This window comes from Nodosilinea sp. FACHB-131, assembly GCF_014695395.1.
In the GTDB taxonomy this organism is placed as follows: domain Bacteria; phylum Cyanobacteriota; class Cyanobacteriia; order Phormidesmidales; family Phormidesmidaceae; genus Nodosilinea.
The window spans coordinates 114,713-136,233 of record NZ_JACJOF010000016.1 but is presented as its reverse complement, the minus strand read 5'-3'; the positions used below and the strand labels follow the sequence as shown (position 1 = coordinate 136,233).

Below are 21,521 nucleotides of genomic sequence, written 5' to 3'. Positions count from 1 at the left end.
ACCATGACCGCCGATTGGTTCTACCCCTTTCCGCCCCTGATTGAGGGCACAGTACTAAAGCGCTACAAGCGATTTTTTGTCGATATTGAGCTAGAAACCGGTCAGGTGATCGTTGCCCACTGTCCCAACACCGGACCCATGACCGGGGTTTACCACGTCGGTGGACGCGCACTGGTTTCCTACAGCCCCAACCCTAAACGTAAGCTGGCCTACACTTGGGAACTGGCAGAAGTACGCGACACTGTGCCCACCTGGGCCGGAGTCAACACGGCGCTGCCCAATCGCGTGGTGAAGTCGCTACTGGAGGCGCGGCAAATTCCAGAGTTGGGCGACTACACCACCATTCGTCCAGAGGTTCGCTACGGCGGTGACGGCAAAAGCCGAATCGACTTTGTCGTTTCTGGGGAAAATGCAGCCTTAACGACCTATGTTGAGGTCAAGAATACCACCTGGGCAAAGGGCACCCTAGCCCTGTTTCCCGATACGGTGACCACTCGTGGCCAAAAGCATTTAAGGGAACTGGCGGCGCTGGTTCCGGAGACCCAGGCGGCGATGCTGTACTTTATTAACCGAGGCGACTGTACCGACTTTGCCCCTGGAGACGAGACCGACCCCACCTATGGTCTGCTGCTGCGCGAAGCCATGGCTAAGGGCGTCCAGGTTCTGCCCTGTCGGTTTGAGGTGACTCCAGCCGGGCTGCGATACCTAGGTCTGGCGAACCTGAGGCTGGATTGAAAAAGGTGCAGGGTATAGGGTTTATGGCAAACCTCAAACCCTATACCCTGCACCTTGCACCCTTAAATCTTTAGCGGGCCGAGTAGGTGAGCGATCGCCACGCAAAGTGAGGCAATGCCAACATTCGCCGCCAGCGCCAGGGCTCTTTGTAGAGGCGGTAGAGCCATTCTAGGTGGTTGTTGCACATCCACTCAGGGGCGCGAGACTTGACCCCAGCCCAGATATCAAAGCTGCCGCCCACGCCAATCCACACGCTGTTAGGACAGAGGTAGCGGTGGTCACGAATCCACAGTTCTTGTCGGGGCACGCCCATACCAACCAAAATTACGCTGGGCTGGAGCTGCTCTAGATGGCGCAAAAATTCGGGCTGATCGGTTGGCCCCAAGTAGCCGTGCTGGGTGCCCACTACCTTCAGCCCGGCTACCTGGCGCTGCCAATACATAGCGGCGCGATCGGCTACGCCCGGTACACCGCCATACATAAAGACTGTTTCTTGAGGAGAGATGCGCTTGAGCACGGTGGCGGCCAGCTCAATGCCCGGCGCGCGCGCGATCCGCTGCCCTCTGGTGCGAAAGTACAGCACAACCCCTGCCCCATCGGGAATCACGAGTTCCGCATTGACAATGACCTGGCGCAGGTCGGGGTTCTGGTCCGCCTGCATGGCCATTTCGGCATTCAGAGTGACCACATGGGCGCCATACCCTCGGCGATACTGATCAACGAGCCAGTCTGCATAGTTGGTCCGCCAGTGAACAGGCAGACCCATCACCTGCAAAACTTCTGGTGCATTTGACTGTGCCAACACCATGAACACCTTCCCCAACTGAATCGTGGGCGCTAAACCGCTGAGTGTCTGTCTTCAGCGCTCGGGCTTGGGCCCCTATGCGCATTAACCATAGAAGACCATACCTCGAAACTGAATCAATGTGTTGCATTTCTCAACGTCAAGGCAGAGGCTTTAATTTGTAGCGTCGGCCAGTTCGCCCAAGGTCTCCAAGGCCCTACAGGCCCGGGCCTGCACAGCAGGAGTTTCGTCGTGGTGAAAGACCTGCTGAAGACAGGCGAGAATTGGTGGCTTTTGAGTTTCAGGCGCCGCTAGAGCTTTTGCTAGGCCCTCGAGAGCAGCCATTGCTGCATAGCGCACTACCCATTCCGGGTCTTGGGCTGCTCCAATTAGTACGTTAAGCACCTCTTGTTGAGATGAGGGCGCTTGGTCGGAAGGCAGCTTAGCCCAATCGATGGTGCCCAACCCCCGTGCCGCGGCGCGGCGCACGCTCAGAGCAAAATCCCCTTTGGCCGTCTCTAGCAGCACGGGCAGGGCGCGCGGGTCGCCGATCAGGGCCACGGCCCGAATGGCCCAGGCTCTAGCGCCGTAGTTGTAGCCATCAATTTGTTCCAACAGTGCAGGCACAGCGTCTTGGCCAAGGGCTACCAGTCCGTCCACGGCGGCCACCGCAGCACCAGGGTTGTTGTACCCCAAAACGGTTATGAGAGTAGGAATAGCAGCGACATCTTGAGCGGCTGCTAAATGATGGACCGCAACAACCATTGCGCCCTTAGAATCAGCGGCTTCGACCGCCCGAACTAGCTCTGCTACTGTCGCGCCCACAACTAACCGGTCTCCAGCCCTAATTGATACTCAATTAATTTGTTTGTGCTGCCAGCCCTCAGCCCTTACAGCAGCTCATCCATTAGTAACAATACCTGGCGAGCTTCATCCGTCAGGCCGCGCTGGGGAAACCCAATCTGTCGCAGATGAGCGTCTAAAACACCCTGGAGGGCGATCAGCTTAAGGCTGTTTTCGGCCAGGGTGGCGGCAATGGGTTGGGCGGCGGGCAAATAGCCGATCGCCCCTAAATCCATCATGGCCGATCGCCGCAGCTGCAGGTTGGGCTCTTGCAGGCGCTCTACTAGGCGATCGCAGTAGGTTGCCTGCCCCGTCAGCTGGTAGAGGGCACGGGTGGCGGCATTTTGCACTTGGGCCACCTCATGCTCTAAAAACGGGGTGATTTCGTCTACCGCATCGGTAGCGCCCAGGGTGCCCAAGGCCTCTAGCACAGCGTTATAGGGCTGCACCAGGTGAGGTTTATCGGGCACCGCAACCGCAGCAGCAACCCCGCCAGCCAGCAGCGATCGCAGCGCTGGAATCGCCTGGGGATCGCCCAGGGACTCCAGGGCTTGGGCGGCAGACTCGCGCACGTAGTAGTCGTCGCAATCTAGACATTGAATTAGCGCTGGAACAACGGTGCGATCGCCCAATTTTCCCAGTGCTCGAGCGGCATTGCGACGCAGTGGGTACCCCCCGTCGGGGGCGCGATCGCCCTCATCCTCAAGGGCCGACACCAGAGCGGCAATAGCGTCAGGCTGGGCCACGCGAAAGCGACCCAGCCACCAGGCAGCGTAATAGCGCAGCCCGGTATCGGCGGTTTGACGCAGGTTCTCAATGGCCTGATCCACCGTCAGGGATTCTCCCTGGGCGTTGACCAACTGCTGCGGATTTTGTCCCATACCTCAGTACGTCTCCAGCATTTCCAGACCCGCCGCTTGGCTTAGTCGGCCGACAAGGGCTGAATGCTGATGATTTTGCCACCCATACGGGTAATGCGCTGCATTTCTTCGTTCATCCGGCTGTAGGGCACCTTGATGAAGGTGCTGCCGCTCTGACGAATGGGGTAGTTGTTTTGGTCGGTGGCATCATTTTGGCGCAGCCCCTCAACCTCATAGAGAAAAATGCGGTTAGTAGTCTGACTGCCAAAGGCGTTTTGAGCGAGCATAGGAAACTCTCCTGGTCGTTGCGAGATCTCGTCGAATGCGGCATTTCACACATCACTGGCGCATTCACAGAGAATGCGCCAGTGATGCCATGTAATTAGAGGCTGGCAGCGGTAACACTGGTTACCCGACCACCCTGCTTATGAATCTGCTGAAGCTTGGCAGACAGCTGCTCGTAGGGCACCAGGTAGGCGGTATTGATGCGCCGTACCTTGGGATATCGGGGCAGATTAGCGCCAGATACCTCGATCCGGTAGACCTTGCCAGCACCGGCACCGTAGGGAGTAGAACCGCCTAGGGCCTGGCTGGGGGTAGCCAGCTTATTCGCCTGGGCTGACCAGCCGGCAGCAGCGCTGGTGGGGCTGATGATCGAAGACGAGGTATTGCGGCCCAGTTCTCCAGCTAGGCGCGACTTTTTGCCGCCTGCTTGGGAAGTATCACTGGTGGCATAGCCCCGGTACATTTGGAACATCCGGGTAAAGCCCACCGAACGCTGCCCCGCTTGATAGACAAAGCTGCGGTAGTAGGGCACTACGCTGTCGCCAAAGTTGGCCTGATACTCTTCGCTGTCGATGAACGAGTCGACATCGGCATCGTAGCCCTGGGTCTCGTAGCGATCGAGGTGATCAACCACCTCAGACTCATCGTAGACGGCGCGACCGAGCAGGTGCTTGGTGTGCAGCTCAATCACGCGGGTTTGGAAATTGCCGTAGAAGAATTTTTCTTTGTAGAGCTCAGATTTGGCCACAGCTCGCACAAAATCGCGCACGCTGATGTAGCCATTCTTGAGTAGCGACTCGGCACCAACTAGGCGCTCGGATTTCATCAAGTAGTCGTTACCCAACAGCTGGCGATACACGGCTCGGATGACCACATCGGCATCGTCGGGAGTCCAGTTGGCACGCAGCTCTACGGGCAGGGTTTCGTCAAACGCAGCGGTCCCCAGACGGGATGCTGCCGTTGTAATAGGCACAGGATTATCCTCCTTATCAACACAGTGAGCGTGAGCTCAATCTACACAGGCAGAATAAACGAATGGCGCAGTACTCAAGTTAGGTCTCCTTGGAGCGAGCAAGCTAAGGCCTAAACCTAGCCAACTCCACCCCGAGGAGATACCAACGCGGCCTGCAAAAGCAAGACCAAGCACTCCGCCATATGAGGTATTAAAGCCGCAGCCTAGGCCAGGTCGACTTTAGTTACCCGACCGCCGGAGCGGTTAACTTGTTGAAGTTTGCGAGACAGCTGCTCGTAGGGCACCAAAAATTCGGTGCAGGTGCGTCGCACCTGGGGGCGACCCGGCACAGTGGCCTGGGTAACTCGCACCCGATAGAGCTTCTCGCGATCGCCCCCAGACCCACCTACAATGGCGGCTCCGGTAGCTCCGCTGCCTACAGGCGACGAAGAGTTTTTAGCGATTTCAGACACGAGCCGCGAACGAACACCCCCCTGGGCGCGATCGCTGGTGCCGTAGCCCCGATAGAGCTGAAAGAAGCGGGTAAACCCGACCGTCTTTTGGCTCCGCTGGGTGAGGTGGCCACGATAGTAGGGAACTACATTGTCCCCAAAACTATCGCGGTACTCTTGGGAATCAATATAGGAGTTGATTTCCGCTGCGTAGCCATCAGTGTTATAAAGGTCGGTGTGAAAGGCGACTTCGTCCTGGCCGTAGGGCGCCCGACCCAGCAGGTGCTTATAGTTCAGCTCGATAAAGCGATTTTGTGGCCCGCTCAGGAAAAACTTATCCCGATAGAGGTCAGACAGGGCCAAAGCCCGCACAAAATCTCGAACTGAAATAGCTCCCTGCCGTAGCAAAGACTCGGCGCTGGTATTGCGCTCGCTGGCCATAATGTACTGGTTGCCAAAGACCTGACGGTAAGCAGCACGAATTACTGCCTCCACATCGGCTTCGATCCAGTTGGGCCGCAGCTCTACCCGCATCGACTCGTCGTAGGGCGAAACGCCAAGGCGTCCCGCCGCAGTGGTTACTGCCATGGTTGCCTCCTTGGGCGTATATAGATACAACAATGCCCGGAGCAGCAAACAATCGCTAACAATGCGCTAACAACTGTCTGCCCCTCCGGGCAAATGGCCAACCTAACTTAGAGCGTTGATGGCGTAGTCGATGTAGGAGTTGGCTTCGGTGGCTGCGTCGCCAGACAGACCGTGGTTAGCTTTGATGTACTTCAGAGCTTCCACGTACCAGCTGGGGGACAGTTCGAAGGTGCTGTTGATTTCGTCGAGGCCAGCAACCAGGTACTCATCCATAGGGCCAGTACCGCCAGCTACGCAGCAGTAGGTGACCATGCGGAGGTAGTAGCCGATGTCGCGGGCGCACTTGCCTTTGCCGCGCTCATCAGAAGCGTAGTTAGCTCCCTGCATTTGGGTGGTGTAGGGGAACTTGTTGTACACAGCTTGAGCAGCGCCGCTGACTAGAGAATCAGCTTTGTTGGTCAGAGCTTTAGCAGCTTCCAGACCAGCGGTGGCTTGACGTAGACGACCAAAAGCAACTTGCAATTCAGAAGCGCTCAGAAAGCGACCCTGAGAATCGGCTGCTGCAACAGCTTCGGTTAATGGGGTTTTCATAGTCTAAGATTCTCCTTAAATTGTCTTCACAGCAAACAAACAGGCAGTGAGAATTAAGCCAAATTGGCTCAACTCAAGTGAGGTTTAACTTAGGCTAAACCTAGGCAACAGCTGCAGCAGCCAGGTCGAAGTAGCTACCGATCTCAGAGTAGAGGGAGCTGCAATCGCCTTGGGTGATGCCTTGGGTGTCAGAAACGATACCAATAGCAGCAGCCTTCATTTTCTCAACGCCAGCAGCTACGGAAGCACCGGGAGTGCCCAGAGCAACGTAGGTCTCGCGTAGGCCGTTCAGGCAGCGATCGTTGAGGACGCTAGCATCGCCAGTGAAGGTAGCGTAGGTCACGTAGCGCAGGATGATTTCCATGTCGCGCAGGCAGGCAGCCATACGACGGTTGGTGTAGGCATTACCGCCGGGAGCGATGAGCTGAGGCTGTTCAGCGAACAGAGCGCGAGCGGCATCAGACACGATCTTGGAGGCGCTACCGGTCATGCGGTTAACAGCATCAATCCGCTTGAGACCGTCGCCGGTGACACGGGACAGAGCATCTAGCTGATCGCTAGACAGAAAATCGCCTCGTGCATCAGCCTGAGAAACAACCTTAGTGTATGCGTCAAACATCGACTCAAATCTCCTAATTTTTGTCGCTGAGTTGCTTGAAAATGGGTCCAAGGACCAAGTTAATCATTAGTTCAGCCGGAGCTGTCTAACCAATCTATAGGAAGGATCTTAAAGATCAGCGTGCTCGGTTTTCTCATCTAGTTTACATTTCTTCAAGGTTGTTCAAGCTTCTACACATTCGGCTCAACAGTCTCAAAGGGAAGGCAGATGAGATGAGGAAAGGCGTCTCTGTAAGGGAGCCGCAACATTCCTCGAAACCGTTGCCTGAATTGGCTTTCGCTAATTCAATTAACCCTCCAAAGATGTTTATACACTGCTGGTGTGTCTTTGTCTTTTACAAGTTATTAAGGAAACGTGACCTATACAGTGGGGACAAAGCGAAAGAATTCTGCTATTCCAAGCACTCCGGGGACTTTGAATTGGGTTCAAGTCTTCTCAGGTAACGTAACATTTCGCAATATTATGACCAGAAATGGAGCCTAATTCGCAGGGGTTAGGGGCTTTCCTGGGAAGCGCGATCGCCACCTCTACATCCGATTGCAATGGTCAGTAGACCCTCTACCTACGGCAGCCAGCCCAGGCCACCGCTGCAATAGCCCGCAGACAGCGGTAAGATCAAACCTATGCGACCTGGGGTCGGCCAGATCGGATTTGTAATTCTGAGAACGCCAGTAAGCAACAGTTAAGACATTTAGAGACTTGCCCATGGACGTAATGGATTTTTTCCGCATGAGTGCGGGCCAGTGGAACTCTCAACGCACTACTCACCACCTACCCTTTCGCCGGGCTGAGCTAGGTGGTTCTACCATTGCGGTGGAGGCATTGGATGCTGGACACCCCAGCGTAGTAGAAATTTGTAATCTGCATGAGGTCGACCCTACCCTTGCCGTCGGCGGCGCGCTTGTTACCTGGCAAGGGGCAATGGCCTGGGATAAAGAGGATGAGAACCATGAAGGCAGCACTGTGTTTGCCCTGGTTCCCGATGCTGACGACCCTAGCCGCGGTCAGCTGCTACGCGAGCGGGGCTACGCCGAGATTGTGCCCGTAATTGGCCGCTACGAAATTGACGGTGACGAAGGGCTGCTGCTGATTACTGAGTACGAAACCATGAGCTCGGTGGAGCGCTTTTGGTTTGCCAACCCCAACCTGCGCTTGCGCACCAGCGTAGTGAAGCGGTTTGGCGGCTTTAGTACCGCCTCGTTCTGCGCCGAATCGCGGCTAGCTGCACCGACTGCCGAAGCTGAGGACGAAAGAAAACAAGCGTTGGTGCCTGTGTCGGCCTTTGGTTGGTAAGAGGCTAAGTCGGGTCACCCATCTTGGTAGCACCTGTAGCTCGAACGACAAACCCCTCTTTACAGATAGCAAAGAGGGGTTTTGTGTGGGCATCTGGATTCAGCAAGGGCCAAGTCTGATGCATCAACGAGCTGACCCCCTACGGTGGATCTAGGCTGAGGGTTCGATCAGAAATTCACTTTTTCACTCCAATGCCGCATTGAATATCTTTGCCAAAAGGAAAATAGCTGAACTTCTGCTTATTTGAAGAAACATAACTGTTTGTTGCTCTCTCTGTCGAAACAAGAATACTTAATTCCCCTATCTTGTAGGCTAAGCCTTAGCTTTTTTGGCCCTTATCCAATTAAAACTCAGAGTTTTAACAAGCAGCAAAAATAGTGACGAGGTCGCTGGAAACAGCCGATCTCCAAGCCGAGAAAGAGATCTTTTTATTTTGCAAGTGGAGGAAAAATAGTTGTGACTTTGCCACTATTGGCCTATACCCCCAGCAGCCAAAATCAGCGTGTCGAGGGCTATGAGGTACCAGGAGACGAGCATTCTGGGATTTTCACCCTAAATAAAACCTTCTCCACCACGGATGTGGATGTGCTCGATATGGATGCCCTGATTTCGGCGGCCTATCGACAGATATTTCATGAGCAGCAAATGCTGAAAAGCAATCGCCAGACTCTATTAGAGTCCCAACTGCGAGGCGGTTTGATTTCAGTAAAAGGTTTTGTACGGGGATTGGCAATATCAGACGCATTTCGCACCTGGAACTACGAGGTTAACAACAATTACCGCTTTGTAGAATTGTGTGTGCAGCGGCTGCTAGGTCGCAATGTCTACGACGACAAAGAAACCTTGGCCTGGTCAATTGTGCTGGCTACTAAAGGTGTTGAGGGGCTGGTGGATGCCCTGATGGACAGTGAAGAGTATGCCACCAGTTTTGGTGATGGTACGGTGCCTTACCAGCGACGACGGGTCTTGCCCCAGCACGCCCAGGGCAACCTGCCCTTTGAGCGGGTGCCCCGCTACACCCACGACCACCTGACCGAACTGGAGTCGTTGGGCTACAACTTCTCGGCCGATCGCCGCCTCACCCAGGGCGACTGGATGGAGACTCCTGACGGGGTCCGCAAAGCCGCTGGGGCAATTACCGCTGGATTGGCCATCTTCCTGAGTTTGGTTGCGATCGCGACCATTTTGTCGTGGTTCGGCTGGATTTCTCTCTAGCTCCCCACTTTAATTACAGCCGTATGAGCGCCCCAGTAGCCGCTCACGCTGACGCATACATCGAGTTTCCGCGCCTGTGACTAGCCCTCCGCCACCAACGGGGGGCTTTTTTTGCCGGCAAAGGTGATGACTGCACCGGCCCAGGGTCAAGCCCATCACAGCGCGATATCTAAGAACATCATGATCACAAAGCCACCCATGAGACCGAGGGTGCCTCGCTGGCCAAAGGCCTTTTGATCGATGTCGGGAATGATTTCATCGACAATCACAAACAGCATGGCCCCGGCGGCAAAGCCCATGGCCCAGGGCAGGGCAGCTTGGGCAAAGGTAACGACAGCCGCCCCAAACAGGCCACCAATCGGCTCAATTAAGCCTGTCAACGACGCAACCGCAAAGGCCTGACGGGGGGCATAGCCAATGTTTCGCAGGGCGATCGCCACCACCAGCCCCTCCGGAATATTCTGAAGCGCAATGCCCAGTGCCAGGGCCACAGCCCCGGCCTGTTCACCGCCGCCAAAGCCTACACCGACCGCTAAGCCTTCAGGGAAGTTGTGTAGGGCGATCGCGATCACAAACAGCCAGATGCGCTTAATGTTTTGAGCCTCTGGCCCCTCTGGTCCCTTGAAAAAATGCTCGTGGGGAAAAACATTGTGGGCTCCCCACAGAAACGCACCGCCGAGCAGAACCCCGGTGACCATGACTAGGGCTGCGATCGGGCCGGGATAGCCCAGGGCGATCGCCGCGTCGGTACCAGGCAAAATAAGCGAAAAGGAGGTGGCCGCCAGCATCATACCGCCGCCGATGCCTAGCAGAATCCCCTGGGTGCGCTCAGACGGCTCGAAGGGCAGCAGCACCGGCAAGGCACCAATGCTTGTACTCATGCCAGCGAAGAGACTCGCGAAAAATCCGGCGGCTAGGGGATTCATGGGGTGGATGGGTAGATGGGTGGATGGATGGGTGACTGGGGTTGAGGCGGCGGTGGGCTGCTAGGCCCAGCGAGGTTACTATACTAGTCTCACTATCTTTAGTAGAGCAGTAGAACGAACTACACCCAGGGCACCCATCCACCCCTCACCCATCCACCTCTCACCCCTCACTCCCTATGACCCCTAAACTCACCCGCTTTGGCGAGGAAATGTCTCACCTCACCGGCGTGCGCGCCATTATGAAAGACATTATCGAGACGCTGCGTGCGGGTGAGGGCCAGCATTTCATCAATCTCAGCGCCGGCAACCCAGTGATTTTGCCCGAGATTGAGCAGCTTTGGCGCGACTGCACTCAGGAGCTGTTGGCCAGTCCAGAGTATGGCAATGTGGTGTGTCGCTACGGCACCAGTCAGGGCTATGAGCCTTTGATTGAGGCCATCAAGAATGACTTTAACCAGCGCTACGGGCTGGAGTTGAGCGATCGCCACATTCTCATCACCCCCGGCAGCCAGGCGCTTTACTTTTTGGCGGCCAACGCGTTTGGCGGCTACCACACCACTGGGCGCATGAAAGACATTGTGCTGCCCCTCAGCCCCGACTACACCGGCTACGGCGGCATTTCGCTGGTGCCCGAGGCGGTACGTGCCTACCGGCCCACGATTGATGTAGATGAGGCAGCTCACCGCTTCCGCTACCGGCCCGACTTTAGCCAGCTCAGCATTACCGCCGACACCGGGTTTGTGCTGTTTTCGCGCCCCTGCAACCCTACGGGCAATGTCTTGAGTGGTGAGGATGTGCGGCACATCGCCAGCTTGGCCGCGACCCACGACGTGCCGGTGCTGGTCGATTCGGCCTACGCGCCCCCCTACCCAGCGCTCAATTTTACTGACATGGAGCCGGTGTTTGGAGACAATATTCTCCACTGCATGAGTCTGTCGAAGGCCGGGCTGCCGGGTGAGCGGTTGGGGGTAGCGATCGGCGATCCGGCAATTATCAACGTGCTGGAGTGTTTTCAGACGAATTTTTGCATTCACTCGTCGCGCTACGGGCAGGCGATCGCCGCTCGAGCCATTGCCTCCGGCGAGCTGGCCCGTCTAGCCGAGCAGGTGATTCGCCCCTACTACCAAGACAAATTTGCGGTGCTCGCAGCGGCTCTAGACCAGGCCATGCCCAACGACCTGCCCTGGTACCTGCACAACGGTGAAGGGGCAATTTTTGCCTGGCTGTGGTTTGATCAGCTGCCGATTACTGACCAAAACCTGTACGACCAGCTCAAGCAGCGGGGGGTAATTGTGGTACCGGGTAATCCCTTCTTTCCAGGTCTGCGCGAAGATTGGCCCCACACCCGCCAGTGTGTGCGCATTAGCCTGACTGCCAGCCGCGAAGATTTAGCGGAGGCCGCTACCCGCCTGGGGGCTCTCGTAAGCGAGGTCTATCAAGCCCAGCCTAGCCCCGTGGCGGTAACTGCCTAATGGCTTCTCCTACGCCTAATGCAGCGACTTCCGAAGATTGGGTTGAGATTGGCCGCATTGTTGCGCCCCAGGGCGTGAAAGGTGAAATGCGCGTCTATCCCAGCAGCGATTTCCCAGAGCGATTTTTAGAACCGGGAGAACGCTGGCTCAAGCGCCCGCGCAGCCTCACGCCGGAGACCGTAGAGCTAGTGCGCGGGCGTCATATCGATGGCAAGGGGCTGTATGTGGTGCAGATTGCGGGGGTCAACAGCCGCGATGAGGCCGAAGCGCTGCGGGATGCGGTGCTGCTGGTACCAACGGGCGATCGCCCCCAGCTTGATGACGACGAATTTTATGTAGCCGACCTGGTAGGGCTACGGGTGATCGTGCAGGCTACGGGCGATGAAATCGGCACCGTTACTGACATCTTTGCCGCCGGCAACGACCTCTTAGAAGTTACTTACTATCCCGCTGCTGAAAAGAACTCGCAGCCCGCTAAACCCCGTAAGGTGTTGGTGCCCTTTGTCACCGCCATCGTACCGGTGGTCAATCTAGCTGAGAAATACCTTGAAATCGACCCTCCAGCAGGGCTTTTAGACCCATAGTCTTATGACTTTCTTATCTTTAAATCTTATGGTGACCGTCAACGACCATGAATGGAACGACCAATTCGCCCCAGCTCTCTCTTGAGAGCTGGGGTTTGCTTATGGAGTTGAGTCATCTAAGGGTTCAGCTATCACCAGCCGAAATACAAGTTTATTTACAATGCTCGCGCCTGCACCTCTCCCCACAGGTAGACCTCAAGGTATAAATTTTGCGCAGGGATTCCGTCCAACACTGACAGAAACCCACAGCCACAACATTGACAACGAAACAGACGTTGTAATTCGGTACTCTAAGGCATAGCTACCAGTGCCTAGCAAAACGAGGTGAATCGATGAAGTGGCAATCGAGTCGGCGCAGCATCAATATTGACGATCGCCGAGGCATGCCCGGTGGCGGCGCTGCCATAGGGGGGCTGGGGTCAATTCTGCTGGCACTGGTGGTGGCACTGTTGGGCGGCGACCCATCGGTGGTGTTCGAGCAGGGAGGAGAGAACCCCTACGACAGTGCTCCCCAGCCCACCTCAGAGGAGAGCGATCGCGCCGCCGATTTTGTGGCAGCCGTGCTGGGCGAAACCGAAGACACCTGGCACAGCATCTTTCAGTCTGAGTTTGGGGCCGCCTACCAAGAACCCGGCCTAGTGCTTTACTCTGGGGCTACGCAGTCTGCCTGCGGCACGGGGCAAGCGGCTATGGGGCCGTTTTACTGCCCGGCCGACCAAAAGGTGTATCTCGACACCAGCTTCTTTCGCGACTTGCAGGTGCGTCTCGGAGCCCCAGGCGATTTTGCCCAGGCCTATGTGATTGCCCACGAAGTGGGGCACCACGTACAAAACCTGCTGGGGGTGTCTAGCCAGGTGCAGCGCGCCCAGCAGCAAGCGAGCGAGACCCAGGCCAACGAGCTGTCGGTGCGGCTAGAGTTACAGGCCGACTGTTTCGCGGGGGTGTGGGCCAACCGGACGCAGAGGTCGCGGGAAATTTTAGAGGAAGGTGACATTGAAGAAGCCCTTAACGCCGCCAGCCAAATCGGCGACGATCGCCTGCAAATGGAGTCCCAGGGCTACGTTACCCCCGACTCGTTTACCCATGGGTCGTCGGAGCAACGGGCCGAATGGTTTTATCGCGGTGTTGAAACAGGTGATATCAACCAGTGCAACACCTTTGATGTAGACCGCATCTAGCCAGTGTTGCTAGCGTGAGAAATCTATCTGTAAAAGCAGTCAACTCTAGCGCGGTTGCCCTGCCCAGGAACATTTATGAATTTCTTATGTTTGTGATCTAAGCTCCTGAGGTCAAAAATGACTGAGTTTAGCGGGCAAACTTATAAGCTATTTGAGATCGCCTGTCTTTTAATTAACCCTGGGGTGATGACAGACAAAGGAGGCTAGCCGGTCACAAAGTTTTGACCATCAAGGAAGCAATTCTCTAGCTTTATAGAAGCTTTTTGAAGCAGCTTAACTCGGGTTTAAATTTTGCCCAGTCAGTTGGGCTGTAGTGTCTTTAACAACCTAGAATTCATGTTCTAGAGGTTTAGCAATCCTCTCTGTTTAAATTGGGAATATTCTGGTGCCTGCTTATGTTCAAACGCCACAGTGCTAATGCTCAAAGCGCTATTACAGCGGAGGGGCGATCGCTGCTTTGGATGACCGCAGCACCCCTACTGATTGTCGCTACCGTCGCACTCGATCGAGATGGTGGGCTTTGGGCCCAGACCGCTGACCCCCTGGAGGGCGTTGAAATTCCCACCTCGTTAGAGCGGAACAGCAAGTTAACCATTGAGAGTTCAGAGGCCATGCGTCTGGTGAATGAGACGCTGCGATCGCGCTTCTCCAGTGAGTACAGCGATGCCGATGTAGTCGTTGAATATGACAGCGCCAACAACGCCCTACAAGCCCTAATTGATGGCGACGTTGACCTCGCCGCCATCGGTCGCAGCCTCACCGAGCAAGAAGTCAGCGCCGGGCTGCGAGAAGTGCCGGTTTCGCGCCCAAAAATCGCCGTTCTAGTCAGCCCTAGCAACCCCTTTGCCGGCAGTCTAACTATTGAGCAATTTGCCCAAATCTTTCGCGGCGAAATTACCAACTGGTCTGAGGTCGGCGGCCAGGATGCCCCCATCGTGCTGGTCGACCAACCTGGCAACAGCGATACCCGCCAGGCCTTTCGCAACTATCCGGTATTTGAGAGCGGGGTTTTTGAGTCGGCCCCTGGGGCAACCGTGTTGTTAGAGGCCAGCGCTGCGGCCATCGCCGAGAATCTCGACGAGAACAGTATTAGCTATGTCGTTGCCGAACAGGCGCTGAACAATCCGGCGGTGAAAATTGTGCCCATGCACGATACTCTGCCAGACGACGAGCGCTACCCCTTCTCCCAGCCTCTTTCCTACGTTTACAATCCCGAAACGGCCAGCCCAGCGGCCCTCGCCTTCCTCGGGTTTGCCATCAGCCCTGCCAGCGAAGCGCTGATTGAAGGAGCTCAAGATGCGGCGATCGCGGGTGCGGGTACCCCTGAGGTAGAAACCGACCCCACTGCCGAAGCGACCCCAGAAACAACCCTCGAAGAAACCGACCCCGTTCCTCCCGCCTCAGCTCCGGCACGGGGTCTGCCCTGGTGGCCCTGGCTGCTGGCGCTGCCCGTCCTAGGTGGCCTACTCTGGTGGCTGCTCAAGGATAGTGCGCCGGTGGCAGCACCTTTAGCGGCTCCTCTAGCGGCCGCCGCCGATCGCCGTATCATTCTCACCCCGCGCACCTGCCGCGACGCCTACGCCTACTGGGAACTACCCGAGGGCGAAGTCGAGGCGCTTCGCCAGCAGAATTGCTCCCTGGCGCTCAAGCTCCACGATGTCACCGATATTGCCGATGTCGACCGACAGTCACCCCACAACACCTACCCGTTTGACTGCGACACCGTCGCTGTGGGCGATCGCCACCTGCCTGTGGCCGTCGACGACCGCGACTATCTAGTCGAACTGGGTTACCTAGGCCCCGATAACGCCTGGCATGCCTTGGCTCGATCGGCTCACGTGCGCGTACCGGCCTGCCCCTGCAGCGTCACCCCCAATGCTGCAGGGGCAGGCGTGACAGCGGCGGCTGGTTTGGGTGCTCTAGGGGTAGGCGCAGCTGCGATCGCCCGCCCGCCAGAAACCGCTGCCCCAGCCCGGGCCATTCTCACCCCGCGCGATTGCAGAACGGCCGACGCCTACTGGGAACTACCCGCCTCAACCGTGGACGATCTCAAGGCTGGCTCTCGCAGCCTCAAGGCTCGGCTGTACGATGTCACCGAGCTGCCCGGCCACGGCAACCGCCTCAACAGCCTGCAAGAGTTTAATGCCGAGCTGGTGGCCCAGGGCAATCTGCAGTTGCCCATTGCTATCGACGATCGCGACTACCTGGTCGAGGTGGGCTATGTAGACAGCAACTACCAGTGGCAAGCTCTGGCTAAGTCCGAACCAGTGCGCGTACCCGCCTGCCCGTCGACTGAAGCCGCAGCCTTCCCTGGCACCACCCTCGATAGTCCCCTCGGCGGGGCCGCTGGTCTGAGCGACGACCTACAGACCGAACACAGAGAGAGTGCGATCGCAGAGACAGCCCTCCCCGGCCTAGCCGGTGGAGTCACTGCCGCCGGGCTAGGTGCCAGCTTGGGGAGCCGCACTGCTGATGTCACCACCCCAGGGCGAGAGACCGCCGTTGGCGTTGGTCGACGCACCGACATGGGGGCCGAGAGCAAAATTGTTCTGGTGCCCCGCAGTTCCACCTCCGCCTACGCCTACTGGGAAGCTGCCTCAGCCCACAAAGAGGCCCTACGGCAAGAAGGCGGTCGAGTTATGGCCCTGCGCATTCACGATGTCACCAACGTAGAACTTGACAGCCAGCCCCCCCACGCCACCCAGGAATACATTTTGGCGGACAGTGACCAAGAACACCACGTATCGATCTGGACCGCCGATCGCGACTACGTGGCCGAATTGGGCTACCTCACCGACAGCGGTCAGTGGCTGCGGCTGGTGCGATCGCTCCCCGTGCGCGTGCCTACCTAGACTGTGATCCCGGCATTACCTCTCTCTAATCGCAACTCATTAGAAGGAACGACCATGTCTCTGTTTTTTGATGTTCTCAGCTCCATCAATAACCCCAACCAACAGGGCAGCATCGATCAGCTCAGCTCGGTGATGACCTCGGTGCAGCAGCTCGCCGGAAGTCAGGGCATGAACACCGACCAAATGGGGGGCATTCTCAACGCCCTGGGGAACGCTCTACAACCCACTCTCAAAGAGCAGGCTGCCACCATGGGGACCGGGCAGCTCGAAGGCATGCTCGGCAAATTGTCCGGAGCAGGTGGCGCAGCGGCACTCGCCGCCGCCATGCCGCCTCAGATGCAGCAACAGCTAATCGAGGCTGTGGCCCAAAGGAGTGGTCTCAATGCGGGCATGATTCAAGGCATGCTGCCCAAGCTGTTGCCCGTGGTAATTGGGCTGCTGAGCATGGGAGCCGCCAAACCCGGCGCAGTCAGCAGCGGCAACCCGTTGCTCAAAACATTCCTCGATTCTGGCACTCCCAACTCTACCGACCTGGGCACCGTGGTGAAGTTTGCCGAACGCTTTCTAAATCTGCCTCAGTAGGTTTTAGGCGAACCGTTCAGCGTTGGTCATGACTTCTCCTGAGCGCTGCCTTTGGGTGGCGCTTTTGCGTGAGGAAGGTGGGGAGGGTGAGGAAGGTGAGGAAGGCGGTAGCCTGACACTGCTTTTCTTGATCCCTCACCTCCTCCATCTTCCCTATCTCTTGCCTCTCTCTCACCCGCTCCGTCGCTGTAGCGTCCAAAATGGCGGCGCTTGCTCGGCGAAGGGGCCAGTCTTAACGATTTCAAAGCCGTGGCGCTGGTAAAAGCGCACCGCGCCCTCGGTCGAGGTTTCAACGTAGCAGGGGCAATGGGTACGAGTACTCTCAGCTAGGCCTGGCTGCATGAGCTGATGGCCAACGCCCTGGCGCTGAGAGTTGGGGCTAACCGCCAGCAACATCAAATACCAGTGGGGCTGAGGCATGGCTTGGTGGCGATATTGATCGAGGGCTAGGGCCGCTTGCCAGCGGGGCAAATACTGTAGGGGCAAGCGAAAGGGCAGCTCGTATAGCCCTGCCCGCAGCAGGTCGATGAGATCGACTGTCTGCTCTGGCGGCATCCAAATCACTACCCCTTTAAGAGTCTGGCCATCACTTAGACAATAGCTGTGCCCGCCCCCAGCGCCGCAGATCAGCAGCATGCGAAATAGGTAGGCCATCACCGTCTGGCGATCGCACACATCGGCAGGTACCAGGTAGCGCAGCAGCGGGTCGTCGGCGAAAGCTGCTATCAGAAGCTCGGTAGCTCCATCGAACTGGGTGGGTTGCAGAGTGGTTAGGGCCAGGGTTTCCATGGGGTTCACCAGATTAGATCGTTGAGAAGCGCGGTCAATTTAACGCCGTCAATTTTTACCAGGGTGGACATCCAGCGAATGGCGGCGCGTTGGCGCTTTAGCGCCTGTCCCGGACTCTCGCGCTCAACCCCGCACAGCAGCAGCCACTGCCACCCCGCCCACGTCAGCACCAGCCAAGGATAAATTTGGCGGCGACCATAGCGCAGCCACACCCAGAGCGAACGCAGGGTCATTGCCTTCCTCCAGGAAATTTCTCTAGGTAGGCGGTGAGTAAGTCAGCCAAAAGCTCAGCCTGCTGACGGTAGGACACCATTGCTGGGTCCACCATGCGCTCTGAGATCAGTCCGTCAATTAGACAGAGGATGTGAGTGGCTATCAGGGGATTGTCGAGCTGGAGGGCGGTCATGATTTCATCGCGCGATCGCACCGAGACCCGCTGCACCGCCTCATTCACCCGCGACTGCCCCACCCCCGCCTGCTGGTAAAAATCCATCATCAGCAAAGTCTGCTTGATGAAGTCGTCTTCGTTGGCTTCTAAAAAATCGCCTAGGGCCAAAATGCGCTCTCTCAAAGTGCTAAGTCCTTGAATCTGAGCGGTGGCCCGCAGCAAATCTTGGGTGGTCAGCTCTTCGATCAGCTGCATAAACAGATCTTCCTTACTGGGGAAGTAGTAGTACAGCGTGCCGGTGGAAACGCCTAGCGCTTTGGCAATCTGCCGAGTGGTCAGGCTAGCGTAGCCATGGTCGGCAAACAGGTCAAAGCACTGACCCAAAAGCTCTTTGCGATACTCGTCGTGATCGACAACCTTCGGCATTCTTTTTTGACTGAGCGCTCGTTATTTTTTAGAGTATCACAAGTTTTTTGATCGTCAACGTTGCCAAGCTGGTGGACTAGTTATCCAGTCTGGTCAGGGGTGAGAGCCGCGATCGCCTAGCCAATAGCCCTTAGAAATTTGCCAAACCCTCTACAATTCTTCGGGCAGGGACATGGCAAAAAACCGACGGCAAACTGTACTGATTGCAAGCTACAGATGCAGAAATTTTTCTAAGGCGGCGACCATAGCTGGAGGCCAGCGGCGCACGGTGCTGACCCAGTCTAAATCTCTGTAGCGGTGATCGAGGCCCATGACAGCGACCCAGTTGCTTTCGGCTTCGCCGCTTTGGCCCTGGCCCCAGAGGGCGGCGGTGAGGGCAGCGCGGGCGTCGGCAAAGTTGGGGTAGCGGCGGGTGAGGCTGCGGAACTGGCGAATAGCTTCTTCGGCGTTACCCAGTTGGTATTCGGCTAGGGCAGCGTTGACCCGAGCAAAGGCAAATTTGGGGTCGAGATCGACGGCTTTTTGATAGTCAGCCAGAGCTATTTCCCAATTGCCCAAACCGGCCTGGGCGTTGCCCCGGTTGTTGTAGGCGGCGGCATCGTTGGGGTTAAGAGCCAGCACTTGGCTGTAGTCGGCGATCGCATCCCCCCACCGCCCCAAGCCTTCTAAAGCCGCGCCCCGGTTGAGGTAAGGGTCGGGCTGCTCTGGGGCCAGAGTCACCGCCTGGTTGTAGTCCTCCAGCGCTTCAGCCAGCTTGTTTTGGCTCACCCGCACGTTGCCCCGGTTGCTCCACAGGGCGGCCTCGTTGGGCAGGTAGTCGATCAGCTGGCTCCAGTAGGTTTCGGCCTCGGTGAACTGACCCTTTTGGGAGGCGGTAAAAGCCTTTTGGCGTAGGTCAGAAATCTCCTGCACCACCTGGGGAGAAAGGTCTGCTGGGGTGGATTGCGCTCGGGCAGGCAGGTTCCAACCCGTGACACACAGCAGGCAGAGCAGAGCTATTACTAAAGGCCGAAAAACCAAATTCATCACAATGCTCGAGGAAAGAATGCAGCGGGTGAAATGTGGAAAAAATCAGCCAACTTTTCAATGTGCTCAACGGTAAAATTGCGTTGGCCGTTGAGAATGGCCGAGACAATGGACTCGGTTTTGAAGATGGGGACCAGATCTTTCTGCTTGAGCTTAAACTCATCCATCAGTGCACGCAGTAGGTCGATGCCACTTAGGTCTGGCACTGACGCATGCTGCTCTTCGTATTCATGGACAAGCATACCTAGAACATTGAGATAGTCTTGCTTCTCTAACGTTATCTCTTCAGCATCTACCAAGCTGTCGATTACATTTTGTACGGCTAGAAACTGTTCCTCTGACCTGATCGGTCGGGGCGGAAACTTCTGCAAGAGTTGAAGGTAGCTTTCTGGCTCAGTGGCAAACATGGTAAATTCCTCTACTGCTTGCGATCGCTAATTTTCCAGCAAATTGTTCTTTGCCCACGTCGTGCTCTGAACTGGCCTGTTAGATCACTCATACCAGTTGTCTTTCTTCCAGTTGTTCTTGTCATACTCGGCATGGGTAAGAACGTTGCGGATAAACACTTTTTGGTAGGTATAGTCAATCAACGTGATCAGGCGATATTTATTGCCGCCTATATTGAAAACGGTCAGGTTGCCAACTGAGTCGGCAGTCGGAAATACGCTGCGCACTTCAGCCAAGTTTTGCCATCTGGCTGTAAACGTCAGCTTATACCAAAGCAGTAGGCTGGTTTTTGAGTCAGGATGGTTCTCCCAAAACGCTACCAGACGAGCACGAGTAATGATGTGCATGAGCTTAGGTAAGTTACTCTGAATCTTAGCAAACTGCGAAGTTTAATGCTGGCCTAGCGGTTTGGATATGCAATGTTCAAACAAACCCTAGGTCATTGCTGCGTCCGGCGTGGGCCAAGGCGAGTTGGTGATATTTCTGGGCGTGCTCTAGAAGTTCTAGAGCCTGCTGATCGGAGATCTGGCGCACCACTTTACCGGGAACGCCTATAACGAGCGATCGCTTCGGCACATCCTTAGTTACCACAGCACCAGCTCCAATAATGCTGCCGGTGCCCACCCGCACCCCGTCCAGCACAATCGCCCCAATGCCGATCAGGCAGCCCCGCTCAATGTGGGCGCTGTGGATAACGGCGCGGTGACCGACAGTGACATAGTCTTCGAGCACCGTCGGCTGACCGGGGTCACCATGGAGAATTGCGCCATCCTGCACGTTGCTGTAGGCACCGACTTCAATGCGTTCGACATCGCCGCGTAGCACGGCACCGTACCAGATGTTGCAGCCTGCATGGAGTGTGATTTGGCCCATCACCGTGGCGTTAGGGGCCACAAACGCCGCCTGAGACAGGTCGGGTCGGGGCCAGAGAGAGCTAGGGGAAGAGGCCATAGCCAGAAGAGTCTCCAGGGAAATTCTCAAAAAAATCGGCGGTTTCAGGCAATGGGATGCCCCGGCTACGGAGACAGCCGAGTTCCCACAGGTATAATACGGCTATAGCCCATGCCCCTATCTGTTTCTCGCCCTCAAGAGGACACGTCTGGTCTCAGCCCAATGGTCAACTCCGCCTTGCAGTACCCCATCTATGGGCCAGAAATCCAGTGCCCTCACTGCCGTCAAACAATTCCGGCCTTGACGCTGACTGACACGTATCTGTGCACTCGCCACGGAGCCTTTGAGGCCAACCCCGACTCCAAGGAGCTGGTGCACCTCCAGTCGGGTCGGCACTGGCGTCAGTGGGAGGGCGAATGGTATCGCCAGCACACCCACCCCGACGGCATTCGCTTTGAGATTCACGAGGCCCTCGATCGCCTCTACACCCAAGGCTACCGGGCCACGCGGGTGATTATCGCCGAGCGCTACCAAGAGCTGGTCAATTCCTATCTAGAGCGCAACAACCCCTGGCGCGGGCAGGCAGAAACCTCTACTGCGCCCAAGCTCTACGGCCTGCCGGTAGAGTTTAGCCCCCCCGCCGAGGTCGATTCTCGCTGGGCGGTGATCAACTTTAGCCTTGAAAAAGAGCCCGGCGTGCCGGTGCGCTATCCCTATTTCCGTCTCTTTGAGTAGCTCTTTTG

25 protein-coding genes are annotated in these 21,521 nt (G+C 56.7%); 9 read left to right on the top strand and 16 right to left on the bottom strand.

The window, feature by feature from the left end; translation table 11 throughout:
* Window positions 1-3 precede the first annotated feature (3 nt).
* Window positions 4-735, top strand: a complete 732-nt coding sequence (gene sfsA, locus H6F75_RS10785) for a DNA/RNA nuclease SfsA (RefSeq protein ID WP_190751997.1) — start codon at window positions 4-6, stop codon at window positions 733-735.
* Between the two features lie 70 nt (window positions 736-805).
* Here sfsA and H6F75_RS10780 read toward each other — a convergent pair whose 3' ends face one another.
* The 8 genes from H6F75_RS10780 to H6F75_RS10745 all read right to left on the bottom strand — a co-directional run bounded on the left by H6F75_RS10780 (window position 806) and on the right by H6F75_RS10745 (window position 6,709).
* The gene (locus H6F75_RS10780; RefSeq protein WP_242019875.1) at window positions 806-1,543 is read right to left on the bottom strand and encodes a WecB/TagA/CpsF family glycosyltransferase; all 738 of its coding nucleotides are present in this window, start codon (window positions 1,541-1,543) and stop codon (window positions 806-808) included.
* Window positions 1,544-1,693: 150 nt separating this feature from the next.
* Window positions 1,694-2,284: a HEAT repeat domain-containing protein gene (locus tag H6F75_RS10775; protein WP_190752276.1), complete on the bottom strand. Its 591-nt coding sequence runs from the start codon at window positions 2,282-2,284 to the stop codon at window positions 1,694-1,696.
* 125 nt (window positions 2,285-2,409) lie between these two features.
* A complete protein-coding gene (locus tag H6F75_RS10770; RefSeq protein ID WP_190751995.1) occupies window positions 2,410-3,243 on the bottom strand; it encodes a HEAT repeat domain-containing protein in 834 nt (277 codons plus the stop codon).
* Window positions 3,244-3,284: 41 nt separating this feature from the next.
* Window positions 3,285-3,509, bottom strand: a complete 225-nt coding sequence (locus H6F75_RS10765; protein WP_190751993.1) for a phycobilisome linker polypeptide — start codon at window positions 3,507-3,509, stop codon at window positions 3,285-3,287.
* A gap of 95 nt (window positions 3,510-3,604) precedes the next feature.
* The gene (locus tag H6F75_RS10760) at window positions 3,605-4,480 is read right to left on the bottom strand and encodes a phycobilisome rod-core linker polypeptide (RefSeq protein WP_190751991.1); all 876 of its coding nucleotides are present in this window, start codon (window positions 4,478-4,480) and stop codon (window positions 3,605-3,607) included.
* A 203-nt stretch (window positions 4,481-4,683) separates the two neighbouring features.
* Window positions 4,684-5,499, bottom strand: coding sequence for a phycobilisome linker polypeptide (locus H6F75_RS10755; RefSeq protein ID WP_190751989.1), 816 nt, complete (start codon window positions 5,497-5,499; stop codon window positions 4,684-4,686).
* A 102-nt stretch (window positions 5,500-5,601) separates the two neighbouring features.
* A complete protein-coding gene (gene cpcA / locus H6F75_RS10750) occupies window positions 5,602-6,090 on the bottom strand; it encodes a phycocyanin subunit alpha (RefSeq protein WP_190519399.1) in 489 nt (162 codons plus the stop codon).
* A gap of 100 nt (window positions 6,091-6,190) precedes the next feature.
* The gene (locus tag H6F75_RS10745; RefSeq protein ID WP_190705549.1) at window positions 6,191-6,709 is read right to left on the bottom strand and encodes a phycocyanin subunit beta; all 519 of its coding nucleotides are present in this window, start codon (window positions 6,707-6,709) and stop codon (window positions 6,191-6,193) included.
* A 705-nt stretch (window positions 6,710-7,414) separates the two neighbouring features.
* Here H6F75_RS10745 and H6F75_RS10740 point away from each other — a divergent pair.
* Window positions 7,415-8,002, top strand: a complete 588-nt coding sequence (locus H6F75_RS10740) for a phycobiliprotein lyase (RefSeq protein ID WP_190751987.1) — start codon at window positions 7,415-7,417, stop codon at window positions 8,000-8,002.
* Between the two features lie 456 nt (window positions 8,003-8,458).
* Entirely contained in the window at window positions 8,459-9,217 is a 759-nt protein-coding gene (locus H6F75_RS10735) for a phycobilisome rod-core linker polypeptide (RefSeq protein WP_190751985.1), read from the top strand.
* A gap of 155 nt (window positions 9,218-9,372) precedes the next feature.
* Here the strand turns inward: H6F75_RS10735 and H6F75_RS10730 are convergent, their stop codons facing one another.
* Window positions 9,373-10,143 (bottom strand): ZIP family metal transporter, encoded by a 771-nt coding sequence (locus tag H6F75_RS10730; protein ID WP_190751983.1) that lies wholly within the window; start codon window positions 10,141-10,143, stop codon window positions 9,373-9,375.
* A 176-nt stretch (window positions 10,144-10,319) separates the two neighbouring features.
* On the opposite strand from H6F75_RS10730, the gene H6F75_RS10725 reads away from it, so the two are divergent.
* From H6F75_RS10725 to H6F75_RS10705, 5 genes are all read left to right on the top strand, one after another.
* Window positions 10,320-11,615: a valine--pyruvate transaminase gene (locus H6F75_RS10725; protein ID WP_190751981.1), complete on the top strand. Its 1,296-nt coding sequence runs from the start codon at window positions 10,320-10,322 to the stop codon at window positions 11,613-11,615.
* Window positions 11,615-12,199, top strand: a complete 585-nt coding sequence (gene rimM, locus H6F75_RS10720; protein WP_190751979.1) for a ribosome maturation factor RimM — start codon at window positions 11,615-11,617, stop codon at window positions 12,197-12,199. The genes H6F75_RS10725 and rimM overlap by 1 nt, the downstream gene beginning before the upstream one ends.
* 332 nt (window positions 12,200-12,531) lie before the next feature.
* Window positions 12,532-13,377, top strand: coding sequence for a neutral zinc metallopeptidase (locus H6F75_RS10715; protein WP_190751977.1), 846 nt, complete (start codon window positions 12,532-12,534; stop codon window positions 13,375-13,377).
* Window positions 13,378-13,772: 395 nt separating this feature from the next.
* Complete coding sequence (locus tag H6F75_RS10710) at window positions 13,773-16,229, top strand: DUF4912 domain-containing protein (protein ID WP_190751975.1); 2,457 nt, start codon at window positions 13,773-13,775, stop codon at window positions 16,227-16,229.
* 54 nt (window positions 16,230-16,283) lie between these two features.
* Window positions 16,284-16,811: a DUF937 domain-containing protein gene (locus tag H6F75_RS10705; protein WP_190751973.1), complete on the top strand. Its 528-nt coding sequence runs from the start codon at window positions 16,284-16,286 to the stop codon at window positions 16,809-16,811.
* Between the two features lie 171 nt (window positions 16,812-16,982).
* Here the strand turns inward: H6F75_RS10705 and H6F75_RS10700 are convergent, their stop codons facing one another.
* The 7 genes from H6F75_RS10700 to H6F75_RS10670 all read right to left on the bottom strand — a co-directional run bounded on the left by H6F75_RS10700 (window position 16,983) and on the right by H6F75_RS10670 (window position 20,838).
* On the bottom strand, window positions 16,983-17,600 hold the full coding sequence (locus tag H6F75_RS10700; protein WP_190751971.1) for a GNAT family N-acetyltransferase: 618 nt from the start codon (window positions 17,598-17,600) through the stop codon (window positions 16,983-16,985).
* Window positions 17,601-17,605: 5 nt separating this feature from the next.
* A complete protein-coding gene (locus H6F75_RS10695) occupies window positions 17,606-17,833 on the bottom strand; it encodes a hypothetical protein (protein WP_190751969.1) in 228 nt (75 codons plus the stop codon).
* Entirely contained in the window at window positions 17,830-18,414 is a 585-nt protein-coding gene (locus H6F75_RS10690) for a TetR/AcrR family transcriptional regulator (protein ID WP_190751966.1), read from the bottom strand. Before H6F75_RS10690 ends, H6F75_RS10695 begins: the two co-directional genes overlap by 4 nt.
* A 210-nt stretch (window positions 18,415-18,624) precedes the next feature.
* A complete protein-coding gene (locus tag H6F75_RS10685; RefSeq protein ID WP_190751964.1) occupies window positions 18,625-19,440 on the bottom strand; it encodes a tetratricopeptide repeat protein in 816 nt (271 codons plus the stop codon).
* On the bottom strand, window positions 19,440-19,847 hold the full coding sequence (locus tag H6F75_RS10680; protein ID WP_190751962.1) for a transcriptional regulator: 408 nt from the start codon (window positions 19,845-19,847) through the stop codon (window positions 19,440-19,442). The genes H6F75_RS10685 and H6F75_RS10680 overlap by 1 nt, the downstream gene beginning before the upstream one ends.
* Window positions 19,848-19,931: 84 nt before the next feature.
* The gene (locus H6F75_RS10675) at window positions 19,932-20,234 is read right to left on the bottom strand and encodes a type II toxin-antitoxin system HigB family toxin (RefSeq protein WP_190751959.1); all 303 of its coding nucleotides are present in this window, start codon (window positions 20,232-20,234) and stop codon (window positions 19,932-19,934) included.
* 76 nt (window positions 20,235-20,310) lie between these two features.
* Window positions 20,311-20,838 (bottom strand): gamma carbonic anhydrase family protein, encoded by a 528-nt coding sequence (locus tag H6F75_RS10670; RefSeq protein ID WP_190751957.1) that lies wholly within the window; start codon window positions 20,836-20,838, stop codon window positions 20,311-20,313.
* Window positions 20,839-21,000: 162 nt separating this feature from the next.
* Between H6F75_RS10670 and H6F75_RS10665 the strand changes: the two genes are divergently transcribed.
* Complete coding sequence (locus H6F75_RS10665) at window positions 21,001-21,513, top strand: TIGR02652 family protein (RefSeq protein WP_190752274.1); 513 nt, start codon at window positions 21,001-21,003, stop codon at window positions 21,511-21,513.
* Window positions 21,514-21,521: the final 8 nt, after the last annotated feature.

Excerpts from the sequence above, each read along its gene's own strand:
- H6F75_RS10725 (WP_190751981.1), top strand. The coding sequence starts at position 10,320 with ATGACCCCTAAACTCACCCGCTTTGGCGAGGAAATGTCTCACCTCACC.
- cpcA (WP_190519399.1), bottom strand. The coding sequence starts at position 6,090 with ATGAAAACCCCATTAACCGAAGCTGTTGCAGCAGCCGATTCTCAGGGT.
- H6F75_RS10715 (WP_190751977.1), top strand. The coding sequence starts at position 12,532 with ATGAAGTGGCAATCGAGTCGGCGCAGCATCAATATTGACGATCGCCGA.
- H6F75_RS10775 (WP_190752276.1), bottom strand. The coding sequence starts at position 2,284 with ATGGTTGTTGCGGTCCATCATTTAGCAGCCGCTCAAGATGTCGCTGCT.
- H6F75_RS10685 (WP_190751964.1), bottom strand. The coding sequence starts at position 19,440 with ATGAATTTGGTTTTTCGGCCTTTAGTAATAGCTCTGCTCTGCCTGCTG.
- sfsA (WP_190751997.1), top strand. The coding sequence starts at position 4 with ATGACCGCCGATTGGTTCTACCCCTTTCCGCCCCTGATTGAGGGCACA.
- H6F75_RS10765 (WP_190751993.1), bottom strand. The coding sequence starts at position 3,509 with ATGCTCGCTCAAAACGCCTTTGGCAGTCAGACTACTAACCGCATTTTT.
- H6F75_RS10745 (WP_190705549.1), bottom strand. The coding sequence starts at position 6,709 with ATGTTTGACGCATACACTAAGGTTGTTTCTCAGGCTGATGCACGAGGC.
- H6F75_RS10695 (WP_190751969.1), bottom strand. The coding sequence starts at position 17,833 with ATGACCCTGCGTTCGCTCTGGGTGTGGCTGCGCTATGGTCGCCGCCAA.
- H6F75_RS10700 (WP_190751971.1), bottom strand. The coding sequence starts at position 17,600 with ATGGAAACCCTGGCCCTAACCACTCTGCAACCCACCCAGTTCGATGGA.
- H6F75_RS10675 (WP_190751959.1), bottom strand. The coding sequence starts at position 20,234 with ATGCACATCATTACTCGTGCTCGTCTGGTAGCGTTTTGGGAGAACCAT.
- H6F75_RS10730 (WP_190751983.1), bottom strand. The coding sequence starts at position 10,143 with ATGAATCCCCTAGCCGCCGGATTTTTCGCGAGTCTCTTCGCTGGCATG.
- H6F75_RS10780 (WP_242019875.1), bottom strand. The coding sequence starts at position 1,543 with ATGGTGTTGGCACAGTCAAATGCACCAGAAGTTTTGCAGGTGATGGGT.
- H6F75_RS10740 (WP_190751987.1), top strand. The coding sequence starts at position 7,415 with ATGGACGTAATGGATTTTTTCCGCATGAGTGCGGGCCAGTGGAACTCT.
- H6F75_RS10690 (WP_190751966.1), bottom strand. The coding sequence starts at position 18,414 with ATGCCGAAGGTTGTCGATCACGACGAGTATCGCAAAGAGCTTTTGGGT.
- rimM (WP_190751979.1), top strand. The coding sequence starts at position 11,615 with ATGGCTTCTCCTACGCCTAATGCAGCGACTTCCGAAGATTGGGTTGAG.
- H6F75_RS10680 (WP_190751962.1), bottom strand. The coding sequence starts at position 19,847 with ATGTTTGCCACTGAGCCAGAAAGCTACCTTCAACTCTTGCAGAAGTTT.
- H6F75_RS10770 (WP_190751995.1), bottom strand. The coding sequence starts at position 3,243 with ATGGGACAAAATCCGCAGCAGTTGGTCAACGCCCAGGGAGAATCCCTG.
- H6F75_RS10755 (WP_190751989.1), bottom strand. The coding sequence starts at position 5,499 with ATGGCAGTAACCACTGCGGCGGGACGCCTTGGCGTTTCGCCCTACGAC.
- H6F75_RS10670 (WP_190751957.1), bottom strand. The coding sequence starts at position 20,838 with ATGGCCTCTTCCCCTAGCTCTCTCTGGCCCCGACCCGACCTGTCTCAG.
- H6F75_RS10710 (WP_190751975.1), top strand. The coding sequence starts at position 13,773 with ATGTTCAAACGCCACAGTGCTAATGCTCAAAGCGCTATTACAGCGGAG.
- H6F75_RS10665 (WP_190752274.1), top strand. The coding sequence starts at position 21,001 with ATGGTCAACTCCGCCTTGCAGTACCCCATCTATGGGCCAGAAATCCAG.
- H6F75_RS10705 (WP_190751973.1), top strand. The coding sequence starts at position 16,284 with ATGTCTCTGTTTTTTGATGTTCTCAGCTCCATCAATAACCCCAACCAA.